At 71.7% G+C, this 21,747-nt stretch carries 23 protein-coding genes and 1 tRNA gene; 4 read left to right on the forward strand and 20 right to left on the reverse strand.

Features of this window, described 5'->3' with window-relative positions; genetic code table 11:
• Positions 1-10: 10 nt before the first annotated feature.
• The 13 genes from BO39_RS16925 to BO39_RS16985 all read right to left on the reverse strand — a co-directional run bounded on the left by BO39_RS16925 (position 11) and on the right by BO39_RS16985 (position 12,659).
• Complete coding sequence (locus BO39_RS16925; RefSeq protein ID WP_052402221.1) at positions 11-907, reverse strand: lipid A biosynthesis lauroyl acyltransferase; 897 nt, start codon at positions 905-907, stop codon at positions 11-13.
• A 2-nt stretch (positions 908-909) separates the two neighbouring features.
• Positions 910-1,932 carry a zinc-binding dehydrogenase gene (locus BO39_RS16930; protein ID WP_043835516.1) on the reverse strand — a complete coding sequence of 341 codons (1,023 nt, stop codon included), beginning with the start codon at positions 1,930-1,932 and terminating at the stop codon, positions 910-912.
• The gene (locus BO39_RS16935; protein ID WP_043835518.1) at positions 1,932-3,188 is read right to left on the reverse strand and encodes a beta-ketoacyl-ACP synthase; all 1,257 of its coding nucleotides are present in this window, start codon (positions 3,186-3,188) and stop codon (positions 1,932-1,934) included. Before BO39_RS16935 ends, BO39_RS16930 begins: the two co-directional genes overlap by 1 nt.
• Positions 3,189-3,204: 16 nt before the next feature.
• Positions 3,205-4,377 carry a beta-ketoacyl-ACP synthase gene (locus tag BO39_RS16940; RefSeq protein WP_043835520.1) on the reverse strand — a complete coding sequence of 391 codons (1,173 nt, stop codon included), beginning with the start codon at positions 4,375-4,377 and terminating at the stop codon, positions 3,205-3,207.
• Positions 4,374-4,832 carry a 3-hydroxyacyl-ACP dehydratase FabZ family protein gene (locus tag BO39_RS16945; protein WP_043835522.1) on the reverse strand — a complete coding sequence of 153 codons (459 nt, stop codon included), beginning with the start codon at positions 4,830-4,832 and terminating at the stop codon, positions 4,374-4,376. Before BO39_RS16945 ends, BO39_RS16940 begins: the two co-directional genes overlap by 4 nt.
• Positions 4,833-4,839: 7 nt before the next feature.
• Entirely contained in the window at positions 4,840-5,145 is a 306-nt protein-coding gene (locus BO39_RS16950) for an acyl carrier protein (RefSeq protein ID WP_043835525.1), read from the reverse strand.
• A 127-nt stretch (positions 5,146-5,272) separates the two neighbouring features.
• On the reverse strand, positions 5,273-6,034 hold the full coding sequence (locus tag BO39_RS32650) for an ABC transporter permease (RefSeq protein ID WP_052402222.1): 762 nt from the start codon (positions 6,032-6,034) through the stop codon (positions 5,273-5,275).
• Positions 6,031-6,957, reverse strand: coding sequence for an ABC transporter ATP-binding protein (locus BO39_RS32655; RefSeq protein WP_043835527.1), 927 nt, complete (start codon positions 6,955-6,957; stop codon positions 6,031-6,033). The genes BO39_RS32650 and BO39_RS32655 overlap by 4 nt, the downstream gene beginning before the upstream one ends.
• The gene (locus tag BO39_RS16965) at positions 6,954-8,075 is read right to left on the reverse strand and encodes an ABC transporter permease (RefSeq protein WP_043835530.1); all 1,122 of its coding nucleotides are present in this window, start codon (positions 8,073-8,075) and stop codon (positions 6,954-6,956) included. The genes BO39_RS32655 and BO39_RS16965 overlap by 4 nt, the downstream gene beginning before the upstream one ends.
• Before the next feature lie 50 nt (positions 8,076-8,125).
• Positions 8,126-9,061 carry a glycine betaine ABC transporter substrate-binding protein OsmF gene (gene osmF / locus BO39_RS16970; RefSeq protein WP_043835669.1) on the reverse strand — a complete coding sequence of 312 codons (936 nt, stop codon included), beginning with the start codon at positions 9,059-9,061 and terminating at the stop codon, positions 8,126-8,128.
• Positions 9,062-9,123: 62 nt separating this feature from the next.
• Positions 9,124-11,943, reverse strand: coding sequence for a PAS domain S-box protein (locus BO39_RS16975; RefSeq protein ID WP_043835532.1), 2,820 nt, complete (start codon positions 11,941-11,943; stop codon positions 9,124-9,126).
• 187 nt (positions 11,944-12,130) lie between these two features.
• Positions 12,131-12,216 (reverse strand) — tRNA-Leu (locus BO39_RS16980).
• Positions 12,217-12,278: 62 nt separating this feature from the next.
• On the reverse strand, positions 12,279-12,659 hold the full coding sequence (locus BO39_RS16985; protein WP_043835535.1) for a cupin domain-containing protein: 381 nt from the start codon (positions 12,657-12,659) through the stop codon (positions 12,279-12,281).
• Between the two features lie 83 nt (positions 12,660-12,742).
• Here BO39_RS16985 and BO39_RS16990 point away from each other — a divergent pair, with 83 nt between their 5' ends.
• Both BO39_RS16990 and BO39_RS16995 read left to right on the forward strand, forming a co-directional pair.
• Complete coding sequence (locus BO39_RS16990) at positions 12,743-13,261, forward strand: disulfide bond formation protein B (protein WP_245615224.1); 519 nt, start codon at positions 12,743-12,745, stop codon at positions 13,259-13,261.
• Positions 13,258-13,875 carry a demethoxyubiquinone hydroxylase family protein gene (locus BO39_RS16995; protein WP_084698194.1) on the forward strand — a complete coding sequence of 206 codons (618 nt, stop codon included), beginning with the start codon at positions 13,258-13,260 and terminating at the stop codon, positions 13,873-13,875. Before BO39_RS16990 ends, BO39_RS16995 begins: the two co-directional genes overlap by 4 nt.
• 19 nt (positions 13,876-13,894) lie before the next feature.
• On the opposite strand, the gene BO39_RS17000 is transcribed toward BO39_RS16995, so the two are convergent.
• The 4 genes from BO39_RS17000 to BO39_RS17015 all read right to left on the reverse strand — a co-directional run bounded on the left by BO39_RS17000 (position 13,895) and on the right by BO39_RS17015 (position 16,340).
• Positions 13,895-14,614: a hypothetical protein gene (locus BO39_RS17000; RefSeq protein ID WP_043835537.1), complete on the reverse strand. Its 720-nt coding sequence runs from the start codon at positions 14,612-14,614 to the stop codon at positions 13,895-13,897.
• A 48-nt stretch (positions 14,615-14,662) separates the two neighbouring features.
• Positions 14,663-14,845: a hypothetical protein gene (locus tag BO39_RS17005; protein WP_043835539.1), complete on the reverse strand. Its 183-nt coding sequence runs from the start codon at positions 14,843-14,845 to the stop codon at positions 14,663-14,665.
• A 34-nt stretch (positions 14,846-14,879) separates the two neighbouring features.
• Positions 14,880-15,458 (reverse strand): HNH endonuclease, encoded by a 579-nt coding sequence (locus tag BO39_RS17010; RefSeq protein WP_052402238.1) that lies wholly within the window; start codon positions 15,456-15,458, stop codon positions 14,880-14,882.
• A gap of 216 nt (positions 15,459-15,674) precedes the next feature.
• Positions 15,675-16,340 carry an alpha/beta hydrolase gene (locus tag BO39_RS17015; protein ID WP_043835542.1) on the reverse strand — a complete coding sequence of 222 codons (666 nt, stop codon included), beginning with the start codon at positions 16,338-16,340 and terminating at the stop codon, positions 15,675-15,677.
• A gap of 44 nt (positions 16,341-16,384) precedes the next feature.
• On the opposite strand from BO39_RS17015, the gene gluQRS reads away from it, so the two are divergent.
• Positions 16,385-17,296 (forward strand): tRNA glutamyl-Q(34) synthetase GluQRS, encoded by a 912-nt coding sequence (gluQRS, locus tag BO39_RS17020; protein ID WP_052402223.1) that lies wholly within the window; start codon positions 16,385-16,387, stop codon positions 17,294-17,296.
• A 34-nt stretch (positions 17,297-17,330) separates the two neighbouring features.
• Here the strand turns inward: gluQRS and BO39_RS17025 are convergent, their stop codons facing one another.
• From BO39_RS17025 to BO39_RS17035, 3 genes are all read right to left on the reverse strand, one after another.
• Entirely contained in the window at positions 17,331-18,206 is an 876-nt protein-coding gene (locus BO39_RS17025) for a PhzF family phenazine biosynthesis protein (protein WP_043835544.1), read from the reverse strand.
• 240 nt (positions 18,207-18,446) lie between these two features.
• Positions 18,447-19,262, reverse strand: coding sequence for an ABC transporter substrate-binding protein (locus BO39_RS17030; protein WP_084698195.1), 816 nt, complete (start codon positions 19,260-19,262; stop codon positions 18,447-18,449).
• 68 nt (positions 19,263-19,330) lie between these two features.
• The gene (locus BO39_RS17035) at positions 19,331-20,302 is read right to left on the reverse strand and encodes a tripartite tricarboxylate transporter substrate binding protein (RefSeq protein WP_043835546.1); all 972 of its coding nucleotides are present in this window, start codon (positions 20,300-20,302) and stop codon (positions 19,331-19,333) included.
• Between the two features lie 181 nt (positions 20,303-20,483).
• Here BO39_RS17035 and BO39_RS30085 point away from each other — a divergent pair, with 181 nt between their 5' ends.
• Positions 20,484-21,743: a calcium-binding protein gene (locus tag BO39_RS30085; RefSeq protein WP_052402224.1), complete on the forward strand. Its 1,260-nt coding sequence runs from the start codon at positions 20,484-20,486 to the stop codon at positions 21,741-21,743.
• The last annotated feature ends 4 nt before the right edge of the window (positions 21,744-21,747 follow it).

Here is a 21,747-nt window from a genome sequence, read left to right on the forward strand (position 1 = left end):
GAAAAGCCCCTCAGCGCCAGCGGCGGTGCATCCAGAGCCACTGCCCCGGGTGCTCCCGCACCCAGCTAGCGATGACATCGTTGATCACCTGCGTGGCCGCCGGCACGTCGATCAGCCCCTCGGCATCCCGCGGCATGGGAATGGGATCGGTCAGCTCAAGGCGGAAGCGGCTGCCCTCCAGGCGGATCGCGCGGGCGCCGCGCACGGGGCAGTCGAAGCGCCGGGCAAGGTTGGCCAGCAGCGGGTTCGCCTGAGCGGGGCGGCCGAGAAAATCGATGCGTGGGCCGCGGCCGAAGCGCTGGTCCACCACCATGCCGACCACGGCGCGGCGCTGGAGGGCCTTGGCCAGCTTCGTGGGCGCCATCAGTCCGGCTGGAATCAGCTCCCCCATGGCGTTCTGCCGCAGCGCGAGGATTGCCTCCGCGATCGGGCGGCTGTTCGGCGTGCGGTAGAGCACGGCGGCGTCGAGCCCATGGCGGGCGGCCGCGACGGCCGGCAATTCCCAGTTCGCGAGATGGGCGGCGAAGATGAGGACGGGGCCGCCGCTCTCCCGCAACTCGGCGAAGCGAGCATAGGTCGCGTCGTCCACCTGGATGCGGCCGGCGGGGTCGCGCGCCTCGGTCAGGTCCCAGATGCGGTCGATATGGACGTACTCGCAGGCGACACGGCCGAGATTGTCCCAGGCCTCGTCGGCGATCCGCCGGTGCCAGGCCGCGTCCTTCTCCGGAAAGGCCGCCCGGATGTTGTCCATCGCGATGCGGTGGGCCGAGGTGAAGGGGCCTAGGCGGCGGGCCACGGCCGCGCCGACGCGGGGCGCGAGGTCGGGGCCGAGCGCGCGGGGCACGGCGAAGCCGAGCTTGGTCAGGGCCGCCAGGGCGGCGTCGGCCGGGCCTCCGCCGCGGGCCATGGCTAGATCGTCACCACGATCTTGCCGAAGACGCGGCGGCTCTCCAGCCGGTCGAGGCCTTCGGCGAAGTTCTCGAGCGGAATGACGCAGTCGAGCACGGGGGACATGCCGCCGGCCATCTTCGCCAGCCCGTCCGCGACGTTGCGCATGGAGGCGCCGAAGGAGCCGAATATGCGGAGCTGGCGCTGGAAGATCATCATCAGGTTCGTCTCGGCTGAGACGCCCGAGGTGCTGCCGCAGGTGACGAGCCGCCCGCCCATCTTCAACGCGAGGAGGGAGCCTGCCCAGGTGGTGGCGCCGACATGCTCGAAGACCACGTCCACGCCGGCCTTGTTGGTCAGGCGGCGGGCGACGGAGGCGAAGTTCTTCTCGCTGTAGTTCACGACGTGGTCGGCGCCGAGCTCTTTCGCCTTGGCGCATTTCTCGTCGTCGCCGGCCGTCGCGATGACGGTACAGCCGAGCGCCTTCGCCTCCTTGATGGCGACGGTGCCGATGCCTGAGCCCGCGGCCTGGATGAGGATCGTCTCGCCAGGCTGCAGCTTCGCGTTGTCGAAGAGCATGTGCTCGACGGTGGAGAAGGTGACGGCCGCGCAGGCGGCGTCGTTGCTGGAAACGGCCTCGGGCACGCGCACCATCAGCCGCGCCTTCTGGTTCACGTATTCCCGCGCGAAGCCGTCGAGGTGGAAGCCCATGACGCCCGCGACGTTCTCGCAGAGGTTGTCGCGCCCCTCGACGCAGGCGCGGCAATGGCCGCAGGTCTGCGCGCCGTAAGGCGCGACGCGGTCACCTACCTTCCAGCCCTCCACGCCCTCGCCGAGCGCCACGATCTCACCGACCGCCTCGACGCCGACGCAGATGGGAAGCTGGCGCTGGGCGAAGGCCATCCCGCGCCAGCCCCAGACGTCGATGTGGTTCAACGCGATGCCGTGCATGCGAAGCCGCGCCTCTCCGGGGCCGGGCGGCGGGGGCTCGGGGATGTCTTCGAGGCGAAGGTCGCGGTCGCCGTGCAGACGAAGGGCGCGCATCAGGTGGGTTCCGCGGAGAGCACGAGGCAGACATTCTGCCCACCGAAGCCAAAGGAGTTGGAGAGCACGTGGCGCACCGTCGCATCGCGCGCGACGTTCGGTACCACGTCGAGCGTGACGCTTGGGTCCGGCTCGTCGTGGTTGATGGTGGGCGGCAGGCGCTGGTCGCGGATGGCGAGGAGTGAGAAGGCGGCTTCCAGGGCGCCTGCGGCCGAGAGCGTGTGCCCGATCATGCTCTTGTTGGAGGAGATCGGCGGCGCGTTCTCCCCGAACACCGCGCGCATGCCGAAATTCTCCATCTTGTCGTTCTCGGGCGTGCCGGTGCCGTGCCCGTTGACGTAGGAGATCTCCCCGGGCTCCAGCCCGGCATCGGCCAGCGCGTTCTTCATCGCGCCGACGATGGCGCGGCCATCGGGGTTGGAGCGGGTGCGGTGGAAGTTGTCCGCGCGCTCCCCCGCGCCGGAGACGAGGCCGATGATCCGCGCGCCGCGTGCCTTGGCCGTGTCGTAGTTCTCCAGCACCAGGGCTGCGGCGCCCTCGGCCATGACGAAGCCGTCGCGCGACTTCTCAAAGGGGCGGGAGGCCTTCTCCGGCGCGTCGTTGCGGGTGGAAAGCGCCGAGAGAAGCGAGAAGCGGATCAGCGCCTCCGCATGCACCGACCCGTCCGCGCCGAGGGCGATGCAGGCATCCGCCTCGCCCCGCTGGATGGCCTCGACGCCGAGCTGGATGGCCGAGGCCCCGGTGGCGCAGGCGGTAGTGAGAGAGATGGGCGCGCCACGCGTGCCGAAGCGGGCGGCCAGGCGCTCCCCGACGCCGCCGTAGAGGTAGGTCTCGTAGATGTCGTGCCGGCCGGCGGCGGTCGCGGTCATGGCGGCGTAGGAGGGATCGTGCCCCTTGCGGGCGAGGTCGAACCGGGCGGGCCACTCGACCTCGACAGGCGGCATGCCGACGAAGAGCGGGCCGGGGAAGCCCCCCTTGCCGCCGATCCCCGCCTCGGAAATCGCCTCCTCGATCACAAAGGCGGCCATGTGCTCGACGCGCACCGGGCTGGTGAAGGGCTCGCCGTGCTCCTCCGGCAGGTCCACGCAGCCGGCGATGGTGGTGCGCAGGTGATCGGTCGGGAAGCGGGTGATGCGGCGGATGCCGGATTGGCCCGCCAGCAGGCGCGACCAGCTCTCGGCGACACCAAAGCCGAGGGAGGTGACGGCGCCGATGCCGGTGACGGCGACGAGCGGACGGCCGAGATGGTCGCGCATGGTCAGAACTCCCCCTTCAGACGGAATCGGGGCGTGAAAGGGCAGCAAGCGCTTCGCCGCGCCACTGGCCGAAGCCGGTCACCAGGATGCGGCCGGGCGCGTCCTCAGGGTCCATCGGCGCGTCGGCGGGGTCCATCGGCGCGTAGAAGCCGCCGCGGTGAAGGGCCAGGGCGGCCAGGGCCACATGGGCAGGGAAAGCGCCCTCCACCCCGTGGCCGATGAGGCTGCCCGGGCGGCGGACGGGGGCGGCGACCTCCCGCAGGAAGGCCTGCTCCTCCTCCCAGGCGCCGGGCGTGCCAGTCGCGCCGGAGATCACCGCATCGACTCCATCCGGTGCCACCCGCGGCAGGAGGGAGCGGGCGGAGGCGGCGGCCTCGCCGGGCGCCCCCCGGCGGGCGGCATTGCTCGCCACGCCGTCGAGCCGCGCGAGGACGCGAGCACCGCGGGCGCGGGCGTGCCCGGCCGTCTCCAGCACGAGGAAGCCGGCCATGCCGCCGAGGATCATCCCCGGTTGCTCGCGCTCCGAGAGCGGCTTGTGCGGGCCCTGCCAGAGCCCGTCCTCGCCGCGGTAGAGCAGCAGCAAGTCCCAGCGCTGGGCCGTCATCGCGCCGCCCACGAGGGCGATGCCGCCCCGCCCTTCGGCGAGACGGGCATGAGCGATGCGGAGCGCGTCGGCGGCGGCGCTCTCCTCGCCCATGAAGGTGCGGGAGGAGCCCGTCACGCCGTGGACGATGGAGATGTTGCCGGCCAGCAGGTTGGAGAGCTGGGCCAGGAAAAGCGTGGGCCGCAGGCCGGTGGCCAGCATCTCGTTCAGCCGCGCGCCGTCATTCGCCTCGGCCAACTCGGCGTTCACCTGCTCGTCCAGCGCCAGGTCGCGCTCACCGCCGCCGGCGGCAACGATCAGGTGCATGTCCTCCACCAGCCCGCGCGCGTTCGCGTCGTCGATGGCCAAGCCCGCGGCATAGGTGCCCAGGCGCTGCCAGGGCTCCATCTGGCGCTGGTCGCCCTTCTTCGGGATCTGCCGGTCGAGGGTCAGCGGCGGCAGCGGGTGCACGGGCCAGGGCGCATAGGTCCCGTTGTCCACCACGGGCGCCGTGCCGGCGGAGAGCGCGTCCCAATGGGCCTCCGGCCCCTCGCCTAGAGCGGTGACGAGACCGATTCCGGTAATGACGACGTCCTGGCGCGTCATGCGGCGTATCCCGGCAGGCCAATCCGCGCGGCGTTGGCGCGCATGGCGGCCTCCAATTCCGGATTGGGGAAGGGCATGGAGCGCAGGAGGATCTCGGCCTCCGCGATGCGCTTGCCCGCGCTTGTCAGCCGTGCCTCGGTCACCGTGTAGCCGGACCCCTCGTGGCTAATGCGAGCGGTGACGTCGAGCGGCGCGTCCGGGCCGACGAAGGAGCGGAACTTTGCCTCCTTCACCGTCATCAGGAAGGGCATGCGCTCGAAGTTGTTGCGGCCGAGAATGAGCCAGCCGCTGGCCTGCGCCATGGTTTCCACCAGCAGCACGCCGGGAACCAGAGGATGGCCGGGGAAATGGCCCTCGAAGACCGGGGAGGCCTCGGGCACGCGGCTCTCGACCACGATGGCGTCGCCGTCCAGCGACACCACCCGGTCGATCATCTGGAAGTATTCGAGGCGCATCCGCGCCTCAGGCCGCCTTGGCGGCGACCAGCTCGTCGATGCGGGCCGCGAGGTTCTTCATGACGAAGTAGTGGTCCGCGGGCTTCTCGCCGGCATTCACCTCCTGCGTCCACTTCTCCACCGGCACCTTGATGCCAAAGGCCTTGTCGATCGCGAAGACGATGTCGAGGAAGTCGAGGCTGTCGATGCCGAGATCCTCGGTGACATGGCTGTCCGGCGTGATGCTGTCACGCGCAACCTCGCTGTTCTCCGCGATGATCTCGGCCACCTTGTCGAAGGTCGGGCCAGGAGAAGGGGTGGTCTCGGCAGCCATGGGGCGGTTCCTGGTCGGGCGCGGGCCCCGCTGCGCAGGGCGCTGGGCGGGGTCCCGGATGATCGGCGCGGGTGATGGACCGGAATGGGGTGGAAAGTCCAGGGGCGGGCCGACCGGCCCTGGTGGGTCAGGGCTGCGCCCCGCCGCTGCCTGGGGAGCTTGAGGCTTCAGGACTGGGTGCGCCGAGCAGCCCGAGCGCTCGGTCTAGCAACAGGGCGAGCCAGGCGGTGAAGATCGCGCCCTGCAGGACATAGGAGGGGTTGGCGTTAGCCAGGCCGGTCACGATAGGCGTGCCGAGGCAGCGCGCGCCCGCAACAGCCCCGACCGCAGTCGTTGCGACGGAGAGGGTGAGCGCGAGCCGCATCCCCACCAGCAGCACCGGCCGGGCGAGCGGCAGTTCCACGTCCCGCAGGCGCTGCCAGGGCGAGAAGCCCAGGCCCCGCGCCGCCTCGAGCGCGCCGGCCGGGACTGAGTCGAGGCCGGACACCGTGGCGCGCAGAACCGGCAGGGCCGCGTAGAGGACGAGGGCGAGCAGCGTGGGCGCCGCCCCGAAGCCGAGCAGCGGCAGGGCCAGCGCGACGGCCGCGACCGGCGGTATGCCCTGGGCAAGGGAGAATATCGCGTCCAGCAGCGGCCGCATCCGCCGTCCCGCCGGGCGCGTGGCGAGGATGCCGGCGGGGATGCCGATGACGGCCGCCAGCCCCACGGCGCCGAGCGAGAGGACGAGGTGCCAGCCGAGGAGCAGGAACCAGGAGTCCTGCTGGAAGGTCGGCCGCGCGACCTCGGGGAAGAGGGCGTGCCAGAGCGCCTCGGCCCGCGGGGCGGCGAGAAGGGCGGCCAGGAAGGCCAGGGCCTCGGCGGCGAGGCGGGCGGCGCGCGCGCCCCTCACGGGGCGGAGGCGCGGAGGATCGCGGTCATGGTCAGGTGGCGCGGCGGCGCGCCCTCCAGGGCCACGCTGTCGGTGCCATGGGCGAGCATGAGCAGGAGGGCGTCCTCCAGCGTGGCGCCGGCCGGCAGGCCGGGGGAGCCGGGCGCCGGACCATTCTCGGCCGCACCGGCTGCGGGCAGGGCAGCGAGCCGGTGAAGGACCAGGGCGCCGGTCCGCACCATCCGCCGCACCGCCTCTGGCGCGCCCGGGCCGAGCACCTCGGCGGGCGGACCCTCGGCGACCAGCCGCCCCTCCGCCATCACCGCGATCCGGTCGGCCAGGACGAGAGCTTCCTCCAGGTCGTGGGTGACGAGCAGAATCGTCTTGCCGGTCTCCGCATGGATGCGCCGGAGGGCCGTCTGAAGTCCCCGCCGCGTGCCCGGGTCCAGCGCCGAGAAGGGCTCGTCCATCAGCAGGACGGGCGGGTCGGCCGCCAGGGCGCGGGCGAGGCCAACCCGCTGCGCCTGCCCGCCCGAGAGCGTCGCCGGGCGCCGGTCGCGATAGGTGCCGGGGTCGAGACCGACCATCTCCAGCAAGGCGTTCACCCGCGGCTCTACGCGCGCGCGGTCCCAGCCGAGCAGGCGAGGGACCGTCGCCACGTTCCCGGCCACGCTGCGATGAGGAAAGAGGCCGACCGACTGGATCACGTAGCCAATGCCGCGCCGAAGCGCCTGGGGGTCGATGCCCGCCACGTCGCGCCCATCGAGGAGGACGCGTCCGGCCGTGGGCTCGATCAGCCTGTTGACCGTCCGCAGCAGGGTGGACTTGCCCGAGCCGCTCTCGCCCAGCAGCACGCAGAGGGCCCCCGCCGGCACCTCGAAGCTGACGCCGCGCAGGGCTTCGAGAGTACCGTACTGGTGCGACACGCCTTCGAAGCGGATCATGCAGGCACCAGCCGGGCGAGCAGGGCGAGGCCGGCATCCACGGCCAGCGAGAGGGCCAGGACCGGGAGCACGCCCAGTAGGATAAGGTCCGTCGCCAGTTGGCCGATCCCTTGGAAGACCAACGTGCCGAGCCCGCCGCCGCCGACCAGGGCGGCTAGCGTGGCCAGCCCCACAGCCTGCACCGCCGCCAAGCGCAGCGCCCCGAGCATGACGCCCGCCCCGAGCGGCACGCGAAGGCCCCAGAGAACCCCGGCCGGGGAAAGACCCTGGCCACGGGCGGCCTCCACCAGATCCGCCGGGGCAACGCGCAGGCCGGAGAGGATCCCCCGGGCGAGCGGCAGGACGAGGTAGGCCGCGATACCGAGAATGGCGGGGGCAGGGCCGATGCCGCCCAGGCCGAGCTCCCGTAGCGCCGGAAACGCCGAGGCGAGGGCAGCGAGCGGCGCGATCAACAGTCCGAAGAGGGCGATGGAGGGGATCACTTGAATGCTGGAGGCGGCGGTGAGGAAGGCTGCCTCCAGGCGCGGACGACCCAGGGCGAGGGCCGAGAAGGGAACGGCCAGGATCAGCGCGAGGAGGAGCGCGGCGAGGGAGAGCGCGACATGTCCCGCGAGGGCGTCGCGCAGTTCGGCCGCGCGGCCGGCGGCCTCGCGCACGAGGGAAAGGGAGTCGAGCCCCCCGGCCGCGCCGAGCACGGCGAGGCCGAGAAGGCCGACGAGGAGCGGAAGCGCCGGCGCCCCGCCCCGAATCACCGCCGCTGCGGCAAGGGCGAGGGAGAGGACGAGCAGGGAAAGCCAGGCGCCCGCGGCGGGCGCGGCGCGCGCCACGGTGCTGCCGGCGGGCAGGGCGGCCGCCGTGCCGAGGCCGACCGTGGCGGCGAGAGAGAGGATAGCCAGGATTGCCGCGGCCTCGGGCAGCCAGGAAAGCCGCGGACGCCAGGCGGAAAGCAACATCCCGAGGAGGGAGAGATAATAGAGCCCCGCGGCGGCAAGCACCGGCAAGCTGCCCGGCAAAGCAGCCGCACGCGGTGATACGAGCCGGTTGGGCGCGACCGAGATCCAGCCGAGCAGCGGGGGAAGCAGAGCTGCCGCCAGGGCGAGGGGAACCAGGGCCGTCACGCCAGCGGCGCGTTGGGATCTTGCGCTGGCTGCGCGCGGCACCTGCGGGCTCAGCCGGTCTGCCCGACGCTGCGCAGGTGCTCGCGGGCGACGTCGCGCAACGGCCGGCCCTCCACCACGATCGCGGCGTTCAACGCCTGCAGCCGCTCGAGCGTCAGGCCGGCAAAGGCCGGCCCCAGCCAGGCCTGCAATTCAGGCAGTCGCCGGGCCACCTCGCCGCGCGCGCAGGGGGCGGGCTGATAGACGATCTGCGCGCCCTTGGTGTCCTCCAGCACGCGCAAGGAGAGGGCGGAGATGGCGCCGTCCGTGCCATAGACCATGGCCGCGTTCACCCCGTTCAGCCCCTCCCCGGCGGCACGCATGGTGACCGCCGTGTCGCCACCCGGCAGCACGAGCAGCTGCGAGGAGGAGAGGGTGAAGCCATAGGCGCGCTGGAAGGCGGGCAGGGCGGCAGGGCTCTCCACGAACTCGGCGGAGGCCGCGAGCTTGAAGGTGCCGCCACCCGTGAGATAGCGGGCCAGGTCCTCCAGGCTGCGCAATCCTGCCCGGCCGGCGAGATCGCCCCGCACGGCGATCGCCCAGGTGTTGTTGGCGGGCGCGGGGCGCAGCCAGGCGATGTCGTTGCGCGCTCCGTCCAGCTCCTTCACGCGTTCATAGGCGGTGTCGGCGCGCTTCCAGGCGGGGTCGTCCTCCTGCTGGAAGAAGAAGGCGCCATTGCCGGTGTATTCGGGATAGAGGTCCACCTCCCCCGCCAGAAGCGCCTGGCGAAGGATGCGGGTTGGGCCGAGCTGGAGCCGGGCGCGAACGGCCACGCCCCGCGCCTCGAGAGCGATGGCCATCATCTGCCCGAGCAGCGCTCCCTCCGTGTCGAGCTTGGAGGCGACGGTGATTGGGCCGGAAGCCTGCGCATGCACCCCAGTGCCCCGCAAGGCCGGCAGGGCGAGGCTCGTCGCGAGCAGGATGCGGCGCGTCGGCTCGGCGGGCATGCTCATTCCTCTCCTGGTCGCTGGCGCCGAGCCTCGGCCAGGCCGCGCGGATTTGCAAAGCGCTATCCGATCATCGCGCGGACACGGGCTGCCAGGGCCTCGATCTCGAAGGGCTTGGTGATCAGTTCCATGCCTGGATCGAGGAAGCCACCGTTGCTCGTCGCGTTCTCCGCATAGCCCGTCATGAACAGCACCTTGAGCCCCGGGCGGTGGCGGCGCGCCGCATCGGCCAACTGGCGGCCGTTTAGCCCCGGCAAGCCGACATCGGTCACGAGAAGGTCGATCCGTGCGCGGGATTCGAGGATGTGGAGCCCCGCGGGCCCGTCCGCCGCCTGGACGGCGCGGTAGCCTAGGCCCGACAGCACCTCCACGACGAGGTCGCGCACCACGGCCTCGTCCTCGACCACCAGCACCACCTCGCCGCTCTCCGCCTGGCGCGCGGCCGCGGCGGGGGCGGGCGCGTCCTCCTCCTCGTCAGTCTCACCGGGGCCGCGTGGAAGAAGGAGGCTGACCGTCGTGCCGCGACCGGGCGCCGAGACGATCCTTGCGTGCCCCTCCGACTGGCGGGCGAAGCCGTAGACCATCGAGAGGCCGAGGCCGGTGCCCTGGCCGATGGGCTTCGTGGTGAAGAAGGGCTCGAAGGCGCGCTCCACGGTGTCGGCATCCATCCCCACGCCGGTGTCCGAGACATGGATGACGATGTAGTCGCCGGGCAGGATCCCGCGCTCCGCCTCGTCCCAGGCATCCGAGGGCTGGTCGGGCGGCGCGGCCCCGATGCGGGTGTTCGCCGTCTCGATCGTCAGGCGGCCGCCGTCGGGCATGGCGTCCCGCGCGTTGATCGAAAGGTTGAGGACGGCGCTCTCGAGCTGGTGCGGGTCGCACAGAGTGGGCCAGAGCCCCTGGGCGGTCACGATCCGGAGGCGGATGCTCTCGCCGATGGTCCGGCGCAGCAGGTCCTCCATCGAGGTCACGAGCACGTTCGCGTCCACCGGCTTCGGGGCTAGCGGCTGGCGTCGCGAGAAGGCGAGGAGCCGGTGGGTGAGAGCCGCCGCCCGGTTCGCCGAGGCGATGGCGGCCGCGACGTAGCGCCCAGCTTCCTCGGTGCGGCCGGCGGCGATGCGCCGCTGCATAAGGTCGAGGCTGCCGATCACGCCAGTGAGCAGGTTGTTGAAGTCGTGCGCAATGCCGCCGGTGAGCTGGCCGACCGCCTCCATCTTCTGTGCCTGGCGAAGCGCGGCCTCGGTTGCCTGCAACGCCTCCGCCGCCTCCTTCTCGGCCTGGATGTCGCGGCCGACCGCGTGGATGAAGCTCTCGTCCGGCACGGCCGTCCAGGAGATCCAGCGGTAAGAGCCGTCCTTCTGGCGATAGCGGTTCTGGAAGCGCAGCGTGGTCAGGCCCTCGGCCAGCTTGGCGGCTTCCGCGCACGTGGCCTCTATATCCTCGGGATGCACGAGGCTCATGAAGTCGTGGCCTAGCAAGTCCTCCTCTGCCCAGCCGAGCATCGAGGTCCATGCGGGATTCACTGCCTCGATGCGGCCGTCGAAGCGGGCGACGAGCATGATGTCCGTCGAGAGCCGCCACATGCGGTCGCGGTCGCGCGTGCGCTCGGCCACGCGTGCCTCCAGATCCTCGCGCGAGCGGGAAAGCGTCTCCCTCGCTTCGACGATCTCCTGGATGTCACTGCAGACGCCGATCCAGCGATGCACCGTGCCGTTCTCGCCCCGCACGGGCTGCGCGCGGGCGAGCCACCACCGGTAGGCGCCGTCGGCCCTCCGGAGGCGGCACTCGACCTCGTAGGGCGCGCCTGTCGCAAGGCTCTCGGACCAGCGCGCGTTCACGCGCGGAAGGTCCTCGGAATGGACGAAGGCCTGCCAGCCGTGCCGGCGGAGGGCGGTGCGGCTGCTGCCCGAGTACTCGAACCAGCGCTGGCTGCTGTACTCGATCCGGCCATCGGGATTTGCCGTCCAGACGAACCCCGGGACCGCCTCCGCCCCTTCGCGCAGGCGTGCCTCGCTGAGCGCGAGCGCCCGCTCGGCCTCGCGCTGGGCCGTGCGGTCGCGCAGCACCTTCACGAAACCGACCGGCGCGCCCGAGTCGTCGCGCAGCGGCGTCATCTCACCGCTGGCCCAGAAGCGCTCGCCGGTCGCGCGCATGTGCCAGCGTTCGTCGGGGGAATAACCCTTCTCGAGCGCTTCCTGCCGCTCGGCCGTCAGACGGCCGCCATCCAGGTCTTCGGGCGTGAGGATGCGGTTGGCGGGATGGCCGAGCATCTCCCCCTCGGTCCATCCGAAGGCACGCCGGGCCCCCTCGTTCCAGCGGGTGATCCGCCCTTCGGTGTCCGTGACGATGATCGCGTGGTCCGTCACGCTGTCGAAGATCTGGTGGGCCAAGGCCTCGCTGTCGCGCAGGGCGCGTACCGAGAGCACCTGCCGGGTGGTCTCCATGACCGGGCAGAAGAAGCCATCGACCTCGTCGCTCTCGCCCCGGACAGGGGTATAGGAGAAGGCGAAATGCGCCTCCTCCGGGTAGCCGTTGCGCTGCAGGACGAGGCTGATGTCGTCCATCTGGACCGGGCAGCCGGCTTCGACCTGCTCGACCAACGGAACGAGTTCGTCCGCGACCTCTTTCCAGACCTCCATGAAGCGCGCACCGAGCGCGGAAGGGTGCTTGGCCCCGAGGATTTCCGCGTAGCCGTCGTTGTAAAGCATGACCCTCTGCGGCCCCCAGGCGACGAACATCGCGTGGCCGGACCCGAGCATCACGCCGACGAGGGTCTTCAGCGAGGCTGGCCACCTCTCCGGCGGCCCGAGCGGGTTCGCCGCCCAGTCGAAGCCGCGGATCAGGGCGCCCAGCCTTCCTCCGCCAGAGAGGAAGTTCAGCATGAACGGAGCTGTGGGGTGGTCAGCCGCCAGCTTGACGGCGCAGCACGAGGAAGCTGCCCTGGCTTCGCATTATCGGATTGGCGGTGCATTGGTAGCAGGAAGGCTCCTGGCGGGCTTGGGTTTCAAGCCCGGCAAAGGCGTCGTTCCTGGCCCTTCAGGGTTGTGCCGCCCAGGCTCGTGGGCGCCCTGGTGCGGGTGGTCGGGCTCGAACCGACACTCCGTTGCCGGAAACGGATTTTGAGTCCGTCGCGTCTACCGTTCCGCCACACCCGCAGCGTTTGCAGCCAGGGGCGCTGATGCCACGGGCCGCCCCGTCTCGTCCAGCGGGGATCCGCTCAACCTTGGGGTGCCTCGGCTTCGGCGGTCCGGAAGGCGGCAGGAGAGGTGACCTCCAGCATCTCCAGGTCGTCGGAATGCGCGACCTCGCGGTGGCGGATGCCGGGGGGCTGGACCACGCTGTCGCCGCGCTCGAGCAGCACCTCGCCGATGTCCTCGTACTCGAACCGGACCCAGCCCTGGAGCACGAGGACGAGCTGGAAGCCGAGTTCGTGGGTATGCCAGGCGGGCTTCGGGCCCTCTCCCGGCACGGCGCGAATGATATGGGCTGCGTGGCCGCCGCCGGTCGCCTCCCGCGCGCCCAGGTCGCGATAGGCGAAGAAGCCTCGCAACCCGGCATCGTAGGTGGCGTCCGCCGCCCGGCTGACTGTGGTTCGCATGCCTGGACCTCTCCCTTGGCCGGTGTCCCGCCATGCGTCCGGCGGGACTTGCCCGGCGCGGGGCCGGGCGCCAGCCTGCCCTGATGAGCGCCGAGATGAACACGGGACAGATGAGCACCGGGCCGACGACCCGGCAACACGCGGTGGCCGTTGCCCTGCTGGCCGCCGCGGCGCCGCTCGCGGCTCTTGCCTCCGAGCGCTTCCTGGAGATGGCGCCCTGCGCCCTCTGCCTCTGGCAGCGCTGGCCCTACTGGCTGGCGGTGGTGCTGGCGGCGCTCGCGGCCGGCATGCGGTCCCGGCCCCTGCTGGCGCTGGCGGGGCTGGCAGTGCTCGTCTCCGGCGCGATCGCCGCGCTGCATGTCGGGGTGGAGCAGGGATGGTGGCCAAGCCCGCTGCCCTCCTGCGCCGCGCCGACCGCGGGCGCCACGATGTCGGTGGACGACCTCATGCGCAGCCTGGCGGCCCGACCGGCCAAGCCCTGCGACGCCGCCGCCTACCTCATCCCCGGCCTGCCGGTCTCGATGGCCGCGATGAACCTTCTCTACGCGCTTGCCCTGGGCGCCCTCGCGCTTACTTGGTCGCGGAGAGGAGCACAGCGATGAGCGATGCGAGGGATGGGGCTGCCGAAGGGCGCGCGGGACGCTCGGCACTGCTAGGGCGCGCGCGGCGCGCGACGCTGGAAGACCGCCTGCCAGGCGACCCGACGCCGCGCGACTACGTGGCGCGCACCATCCGCGTGGACCACGCCGGCGAGTACGGCGCGAAGCGGATCTATGAGGGCCAGCTCGCCGTGCTCGGCCGCACGAAGTACGGCCCGGTGCTGGAGCACATGAAGGCGCAGGAGCAGGTTCATCTCGACACCTTTGCCGGCCTGATCGGCGAGCGGCGCGTGCGGCCGACGGCGCTGCTGCCCATCTGGCACGTCGCCGGCTTCGCCCTTGGCGCCGCGACCGCCCTCATCGGCCATCGCGGGGCCATGGCCTGCACGGTGGCCGTGGAGGAGGCGATCGACGAGCACTATGCCGCCCAGCACGCGACGCTCGGCGACGACGAGGCGCCGCTTCGCGAGAAGATCGAGCGCTTCCGGCAGGAGGAACTGGAGCACCGCGACATCGGCCTCGAGAACGAGGCGGAACTCGCGCCGGCCTACAAGCTGCTCTCCCGCGTCATCAAGGCCGGCTGCAAGGTCGCGATCAAGGTAAGCGAGCGTATCTGATCCCGGCCGCCGCGGCGCGTCAGGTCCGAAAGGCCGGGCCGAGGCCGAGGGGTGGCGCGGGCGCTGGCGCGCGCGGTGCGGCCTGGCGAGGCGGCCCGGGTGGCTTCGCGCCCGGGAGGGGAAGCGGCAACTCGACCGTCGGTGCCGCCTCGGCCCGCTCCGGTTCGGGCGGATGGCCGGAGAGGGCAACGAGCAGTCGCATCGTCAGCGCCAGCAGAGGATCGCGGGCGCCGTGCCGCGGCTCGACCGTCTCCGGCGCCACCAGGGTCACCACGAAGACGCGGCGGTCGAGCATGGTGGCGCAGCCGAGCTGGCGGCGGGGAACTTCGCCCCGCAGATGCACGTCAAGGCAGCGGGCGGAAGGGCCGGACTCGGCCACGCGGGCGCCGAAATGGCGGAAGGTGGCGTCCTCTCGTCGGGAGGCGGCATCGACCACGGTGGCGCGGGCGAAGACCTCCACGGCGGCACTCACCTCTGGCCCGTCCTCCCCGTCGCGGGCGCTGGGGCGGCGGGTCGGGGGCAGGGCATGGACGGAAACCGAGGCGCGGTTCGGATGAGCGAATCGGGCGATCAGGCCAGGGCCGTAGCTGTCATCCGGCTGGGTCCTGCGGAAGCCGCTGATCTCCTGCGGCAAGCGGGCGAAGGCCCCCTCGGTGGTCAGGCCAGAGGTGGCAGGCACGGCACAGGCGCCGAGGAGAGGTGCGATTGCGACGAGGAGCGGGAGAGCCCTGGGCAGCATTCGCAATTCCTAGCCGAGACCCGGCACGGCGGATAGGAAGCGCAGGGCTCAGGGATGCGGCAGGCGCGGCATCGGCGCGCGCTCGACCCGTAGCCAGCTTGGCCAGCCGACCACCCGCTCCACCGCCACGAGACCGAGCGAGAGCGCGAGAGCGGCCATCATCACGAGAAGCGCGCCGCGCGACGGCGGGCGCCGCCACAGGCGCCACAGGAGGAAGAGCATCCGGTCCATCGGGCAGCGTGCCGGGTGCGGCGCGGCCTATTCGTCAGCTCTCCAACTCGCTGTCCCAGTAAAGGTAGTCGCGCCAGCTCTCGTGCAGGTGATTCGGCGGAAAGCCGCGCCCGTTCTCCTGCAACTCCCAGGAGGTGGGCTGGCGGGGCGGCATCCGAGGATGCATGCCGATCTCCCGCGGCAGCTTGGAACCCTTGCGGAGGTTGCACGGCCCGCAGGCTGCGACAACATTTTCCCAGGTGGTGCGCCCGCCACGGCTGCGCGGGATCACGTGGTCGAAGGTGAGGTCAGGGGCAGGGCGGTCGGCCCCGCAGTACTGGCAGGCGAATCGGTCCCGCAAGAAGACGTTGAAGCGCGTGAAGGCCGGGCGACGCGCGGCGGGGATGTATTCCTTCAGCGCGATTACGCTCGGCAGGCGCATCGTCAGGCTGGTGGAGTGGACTTCCGTCTCGTACTCGTTGAGCACCGAGACCCGATCCAGGAAGACCGCCTTCACGGCATCCTGCCAGGACCAGATGGAGAGCGGAAAGTAGGAGAGCGGGCGGAAATCCGCGTTCAGCACCAGGGCTGGATAGTTGCGCCCACCGGGGGAAGTCCCGGCGGGGGCCCCCAGGGCACCGAAGGCGGGCAAGTCACTGATACTGTCGCCGAGCTGGGTTCCGTCTGGCACGCGCTGCTCCCTGCCGGGGGCGCGGCTTCACAAGCGCTGGGGCTCCACCGGGCGGTCGGGCCCCAGATCAAGTGGCGCCGCCCCGTACAGTGGCAGGATGGCAGGCGTCCGCAGGGGGTGCAACTCACCCGCCGACGGCTTCACGGGACCGTCACGCCTTCAGGCCGGCGGCAGTCCCGCCGCGGCGCGCTGGAGAAAGAGCGCGCCGGCTGCCATGCCCGCCTCGTCGATTCCATGGCCGAGTCGCGGTGAATAGACGGACTCGACGGGCACGCCGGCGTCGCGCAACTCCCGCTCCGCCGCGCGACTGCCGGCGACCGGCACCACCTCGTCCACCTCGCCATGCACCAACAGGACCGGCGGCCGCCCGCGGATCTCCGCGCCGAGCGACTCCGGCGCAACCAGGATGCCTGAATAGGCGAGGATGGCCGCGGGCGGTGTCGCGCGGCGCAGACCGCAGAAAAGGGCGGTCATGGCGCCCTGGCTGAAGCCCATCAGCATGACATGGGTCTCAGGCAGGCCCGCGGCGGCGCACTCGCGGGCGATCATCGCGTCCACCGCCGGGAACACGGCACGCAGGCCCGCCTCCATCCGCGCGGGGTCGCGGTCCGTCAGGTCGAACCACTGCCGGCCAAAGGGTGCGCCCTGATAGGGGTTGGGGGCGTGGGGGGAGATGAACAGCGCGTCCGGGACGGCCCGGGACCAGCCGGGCGCGAGGTCGATCAGGTCGTTCCCATCCGCGCCAAGCCCGTGTAGCAGGAAGACGATCTGCCGCGGCTTCTCCTTGGAGGCGGGGCCCCAACGCGGTCCGTCGAGATCAGCCATCCTGCTTCCCCTGTCTGTCCCGTCCCGCTAACCCGGCCGGCGCGATGGCAGCAACCCCCCCGCTCTCCCAGCTGACGACCACCCGCTTCGCGCCGAGCCCGACGGGCTTCCTGCATCTCGGCCATGCCCGCTCCGCCCTCATTGCGTGGCGCGCGGCGCGGGAGGTGGGCGGGCGCTTCCTGCTGAGGATCGAGGACATCGACCGCACCCGTTGCCGGCCGGAATACACCGCGGCCATCCTGGGGGACCTGACCTGGCTCGGCCTGGACTGGGACGGGCCGGTGCGCGTTCAGTCCGGGCACTTCCCGGATTATCGGGCGGTGCTGGACAGCCTCTCGGCGCGCGGTCTCCTCTACCCCTGTTTCTGCACGCGGGCCGAAATCACGCGCGAGGCGGCGGCGATAGGCGCGGCGCCGCACGGGCCGGAAGGGCCGCCCTATCCTGGCACCTGCCGGCGCCTCTCGGGCGCGATACGGGTGGCGCGGATCGCGGCGGGTGATCCCTACGCGCTGCGGCTAGACGTTGTGGCGGCCCTCGCCTCGGTCGAAGGGCCGCTCTACTTCGAGGAGGTGGGGGAGGGGCCCATCCGCTGTGACCCTGCCCGCTTCGGGGACGTGGTGCTGGCGCGGAAGGACGCGCCCGCTTCCTACCACCTCTGCGTGACGCATGACGACGCGCGCCAATGCGTGACGCTGGTGACGCGCGGGGAGGACCTGAGACCGGCGACGGACCTGCACCGCCTTCTGCAGGCGCTCATGGACTGGCCCGCGCCGGCCTACCGCCATCATCCACTGATGCTGGGGGCAGATGGGCGGAGACTGGCGAAGCGGGACGGTGCGTTGGCCATCCGGGAACTGCGGGCGAGGGGCATCAAGGCCGCTACCGTGCTGGAGATGGTGGAGGGCGAGGGCGCAAGCATCTCAGCAAGCCTCTTTCCGACGGTTCAGAAATCCTGATCCCGTGCCGCGCCCGGCGCGTTGCCGCGCGCTCTCACAGCATCACCTCCCCCCGCAGCACCGGAACGCAGCCGCCGCCGACTGTTGCCCGGATGCCCTCCGGGGTCCGTCGGGCGGTGGTCTGCAGAAGGCTCGGTCGGCCCATCTCCACGCCCTGCATGATGTCCAGTGCGGCGGCGTCGGCACCCGAAAGGTGCAGCAGGAAGCCGGCGAGCGGTGTCGCGGCGCTGCCGGTGGCCGGGTCCTCCGGCGTGCCGGCCAGGGGGGAGAACATCCGGGCGCGGGTGGCGCTGCCGTCCCGGCAGTAGAGATAGAGGGACAGGTGCCTCCCGAGCGCGGCCGGGTGCTCGGCCAGGGCGCGGCGGAACGCGGCCGTGTCGGGCGAGGCGGCGGCGAGCCCCGTAGGCGTCACCTCCACCAGCAGACGGTGGTTGCCGCCGTCGGAAGCGAGAGTGGGCTCGTGCTGGGCAAGAACGACCTCCTCCGCGCCGATCCCGGCGCAGGCCGCGGCGAGGGCGGCGGGCAGGGTGGCGCCAACCTTCAGGACCTGCGGCGCCGTGATGGTTGCGCCGTTCCCGTCGGGCGTCATGCGTACCTCCACCAGGCCCGCGATCTGCTCGAAACGCAGCACCCCGCCCACGGCGCGATCCGCGAGGACGAAACCCGTGCCGACATTCGGGTGCCCGGCGAAGGGCATCTCGGCGGTGCGGTTGAAGATCCGGACACGCGCGGTGTTCGCGGGATCCTCGGGCGGCAGGACGAAGGTGGTCTCGCTGAGGTTGAACTCGGCGGCCAGGGCCTGCATCTCGTCATCCGAGAGGCCCCGTGCGTCGGGGAGGACGGCCAGTGGGTTCCCGCCGAAGCGGCGGTCGGTGAAGACGTCGACGGTGACGAAGGGGAAGGCTCGCATGGCGCGATCCTGGCCCGGGCCGGGCGGCGGCGTAAGGGCCCTTCGCCGCGCGGACGAAGGATGAGGCGTTGGGGCGGCACGGCGGCAGGCCTTCAGCCCTCTATCGGGCGTCGCCGACTCGCTCGCCGCTTCGCTCCGTGCCTGGGGAACGGTGCACGGGATGGCTATGCTGTTGCTGAACGACGCCCTCCCGACAGACGCCGATGCAGGAGGTGCTGGGCGGGGCGTGCCCTGGCCGGGCTAGTCCGCCGCCGGCGCGACCGCCGCGTCGCCCTGCCCGCTGGAGGCCAGGGCGTGGGCGACGAAGCCAGAGGCCTTCATCTCCTCCACGAGGGCGCGGACGAAGGGCAGGCCGGCGTCGCGGCCCGCGGGAATGCCGACCGCCTGCTCGATCACCATGAAGCGGCCGGGAATGACGCGCACTGCCGGGTGGTTCCGCGCGTATTCCACCAGCGGCTGCTTGACGCCCGCGGCGGCCTCGAGCCGGTCGCGCAGAAAGGTGTCGATCGCCTCGGCGGAACTGGCCGCGCGGACCAGCTCGGCCTGGCGCAGCGCGCGGGTGAGATAGAGGTCGTAAGCGCTGCCCCGGCCGACCGCGATCCGCGTCCCCGGGCGGTCCAGCTCCTCCACCGCCTGCAGGGAGGAGGCGTTGCTGACCATGTAGGTTCCCTCGATCACCACATAGGGCGCGGTGAAGAGGATTCCCTGGGCGCGCACGGGGTCGCGGGCCAGGAAGGCGACGTCCCAGGCGCCCTCCTTCCCGGCATCTGTCACCTTCCCCGCGCCGTCGAAGGTGAGGAAGGTGACGGGCACGCCCAACCGCCGGGCAAGCTCGGTCGCGAGCTCGGCCGAGACGCCGCGCGGGGCGCCCGTGGCCGGGTCGGGCTGGGCGAGCACGGTGTTGCCGAAGTTGATGGCCGCCCGCAGCGTGCCGGTGGGGGCGAGGGTCGTGACGACCTCTCGCGACAGGGATTGCGCACTGGCCGAGCCGGTCATGAGGGCGATTCCGAGAAGGGCGGTGGGCAGGCCGGTTAGCCAGCGCAGCTTGCGCGCCATGTTGCGTGATTCCTCCCGTTTCCCGCGAGGCTAGCACGCGCCACGGACGGCGGAAGGCCGGGCATGGCTCAGCCCGCGGCCTGCGGCTGGATGCCGGCGCGGCGGGCGGCATCGCCCCATTTCTCCAGCTCGGCCTCGACGAAGCGGCGCGTTTCCTCGGGCGTGGAGCGCACGACCTCGGCGCCGAGCGCCGCGTGGCGTGCCGCGATCTCGGGCCGCATGACGGCCGCGCCGCAATCCGCCGAGAGCTTGGCGAGGGTTGGCGCCGGGATGTTGGCGGGACCGATTACCATGCCCCAGGTGGTGGCCTCGTAGCCCGGCATGAAGGCTTCGGTCAGGGTGGGCACGTCCGGCAGTTGCGGGGCGCGGGCGGCGCCGGTGGTGGCCAGGGCCTTGAAGGCGCCGGACTGGATGTGGCCCAGCGCGGCGGGCACCGTGTCGAACATGATGTCCACCCGGCCGGCCATGAGGTCGGGATGCGCCTGGGTGGAGCCGCGATAGGGAACATAGGTCATTTCCACCCCCGCGCGCTGCGCGAAGAGCACGGGCGCCAGGCGCACGACGCCCCCGGTGCCGGCGAAGGTGACGTGGCCCGCGGGATTGGCCTTGGCGTAGGCCACGAGCTCGGCCGCGGTGGAGGGACCGAATCCCTTCCCCGCGCAGAGCACCAGCGGCGTCCTCGTCGTTAGCGTCACGAAGGAGAAGTCGCGCATCGTATCGTAGGGCAGGCGGTAGAAGGCGGCGTTCACCGGATGGCCGACCGAGACGAGGGCGAGGGTCTGCCCATCCGGCGCCGATTTCGCGACCACCTCCGTCCCGATGATGCCGTCGGCGCCGGCGCGGTTCTCGACAGGCACGGGCTGACCCCACTGGGCGGCGAGCGGCTCCGCGATGAGCCGCGCGGTAATGTCGGAGACGCCGCCGGGTGTGTAGGGGACGATGATGCGCACGGGCCGAGTTGGGAAACCGCCCTGCGCGCGAGCGGGAAGGGCGGCGAGCAGCGCGGGTGCGGCCAGGGCGATGCGGCGCGTGATGAGCATGGTTTCCTCCTCTGCCGCTGGCGCGGCTTTGGGCAAGGCTGCGCGCCGGCCGCGACGATCGCAACCGGGAAGGGAGGCGCGGGATCGCGTCACCGCTCGCGGGCAGGGAACGACAATCGCGCTTCCGGAAGATCACGAATTTGTGTAATCGGGCGATCAGCACCGGGGAGGATGGGGGCAGATGGGCACGGCGTATATCTCGGACAGCCAGATGGCCGGAGCGGAGGCGCTGCGCTTCGTCTCCTATGTCAGCCCCATCCCGGGCCTGAACAACTGGGACAAGGCGGCCGCCTACGCCGCCGACGGCTACGCCGTGCCCTCGGCCAATCACTTCACCCTCAACCTGACGGAGGGCGCGACCTACGACATCTACGCCTACCGGTTCTTCTCCGGCACGGACACGGCGCCGACGCTCAGCATCGAGGATTCCGTGGGCAACCTGCTGGCCGCGTCCTCCGGCACGCACGCGACCGGCTACGGCCTCGACACCCTCCTGCACTTCGTCGCGCCCGTCTCCGGCCGCTACTATGTCAGCATCGGCACGGCACCGGGCGGACCGCCGCAGCCCCTGGCCCTCGGCGTGCTTGAGGATACCGGCACCGCGGCCTCCGCGCATGTCGCACCTCAGGTCCTCGTCGGGACGGGCGGCGCGGAGGTACTGGCGGGCGGTCCGGGGGGCGATACGCTCTATGGTGTGGGCGGGGACGACCTGATCAATGCCGGGGACGGCAACGATACCGTGGCGGGCGGCGACGGGAATGACATCGTCCTCGGCTGGTTCGGCGACGACCTGATCCTCGGCGAGGCGGGCGGCGACACCCTCTACGGCGAAGGGGGCGCGGACCTGATCTTCGGCGGTGGTGGCGAGGACGTCCTCGTTGGCGGGGCCGGGAACGACGTGCTGGTGGGCGAGGACGGCAGCGACCTCCTCTTCGGCGAGAACGGCGCCGATACGCTCTACGGCCAGGCGGATGCGGACCATCTCCGCGGCGGCGGCGGTGACGATGTCCTGTCGGGTGACGCGGGGGATGACATCCTCGTGGGTGAGGCAGGCAACGACCTCGCCTTCGGCGGGGACGGCAACGACACGTTCCTCGGCGAGGCCGGTGACGACCACCTGCGCGGCGATGGCGGCGATGACACGCTGATCGGCGGCGAGGGAACCAACATCCTGGTGGGCGGGGCCGGCAACGATGTCTTCGTGCACGGCCCGGCCGGCGCCGCGGGCGCAACCGACGTGATTTATGAGTTCGCCCGGCTGCCGGGGGACAGCGACGTCGTCCGCTTCCTGCCCGGCAGCTTCGCCAGCTTCGAAGCGGTGATGGCGGCCAGCCAGCAGGTCGGCGCCGACGTGCAGATCCGCGCTTCCGCGACGGATGGCGTCACCCTCGTGGGCACGTCCCTCTCCGCGCTCGTGGCCGCGGACTTCCTGTTTGGCTAGAGGC

This window comes from Roseomonas aerilata DSM 19363 (assembly GCF_000711725.1).
Taxonomy (GTDB): Bacteria; Pseudomonadota; Alphaproteobacteria; order Acetobacterales; family Acetobacteraceae; genus Roseomonas; species Roseomonas aerilata.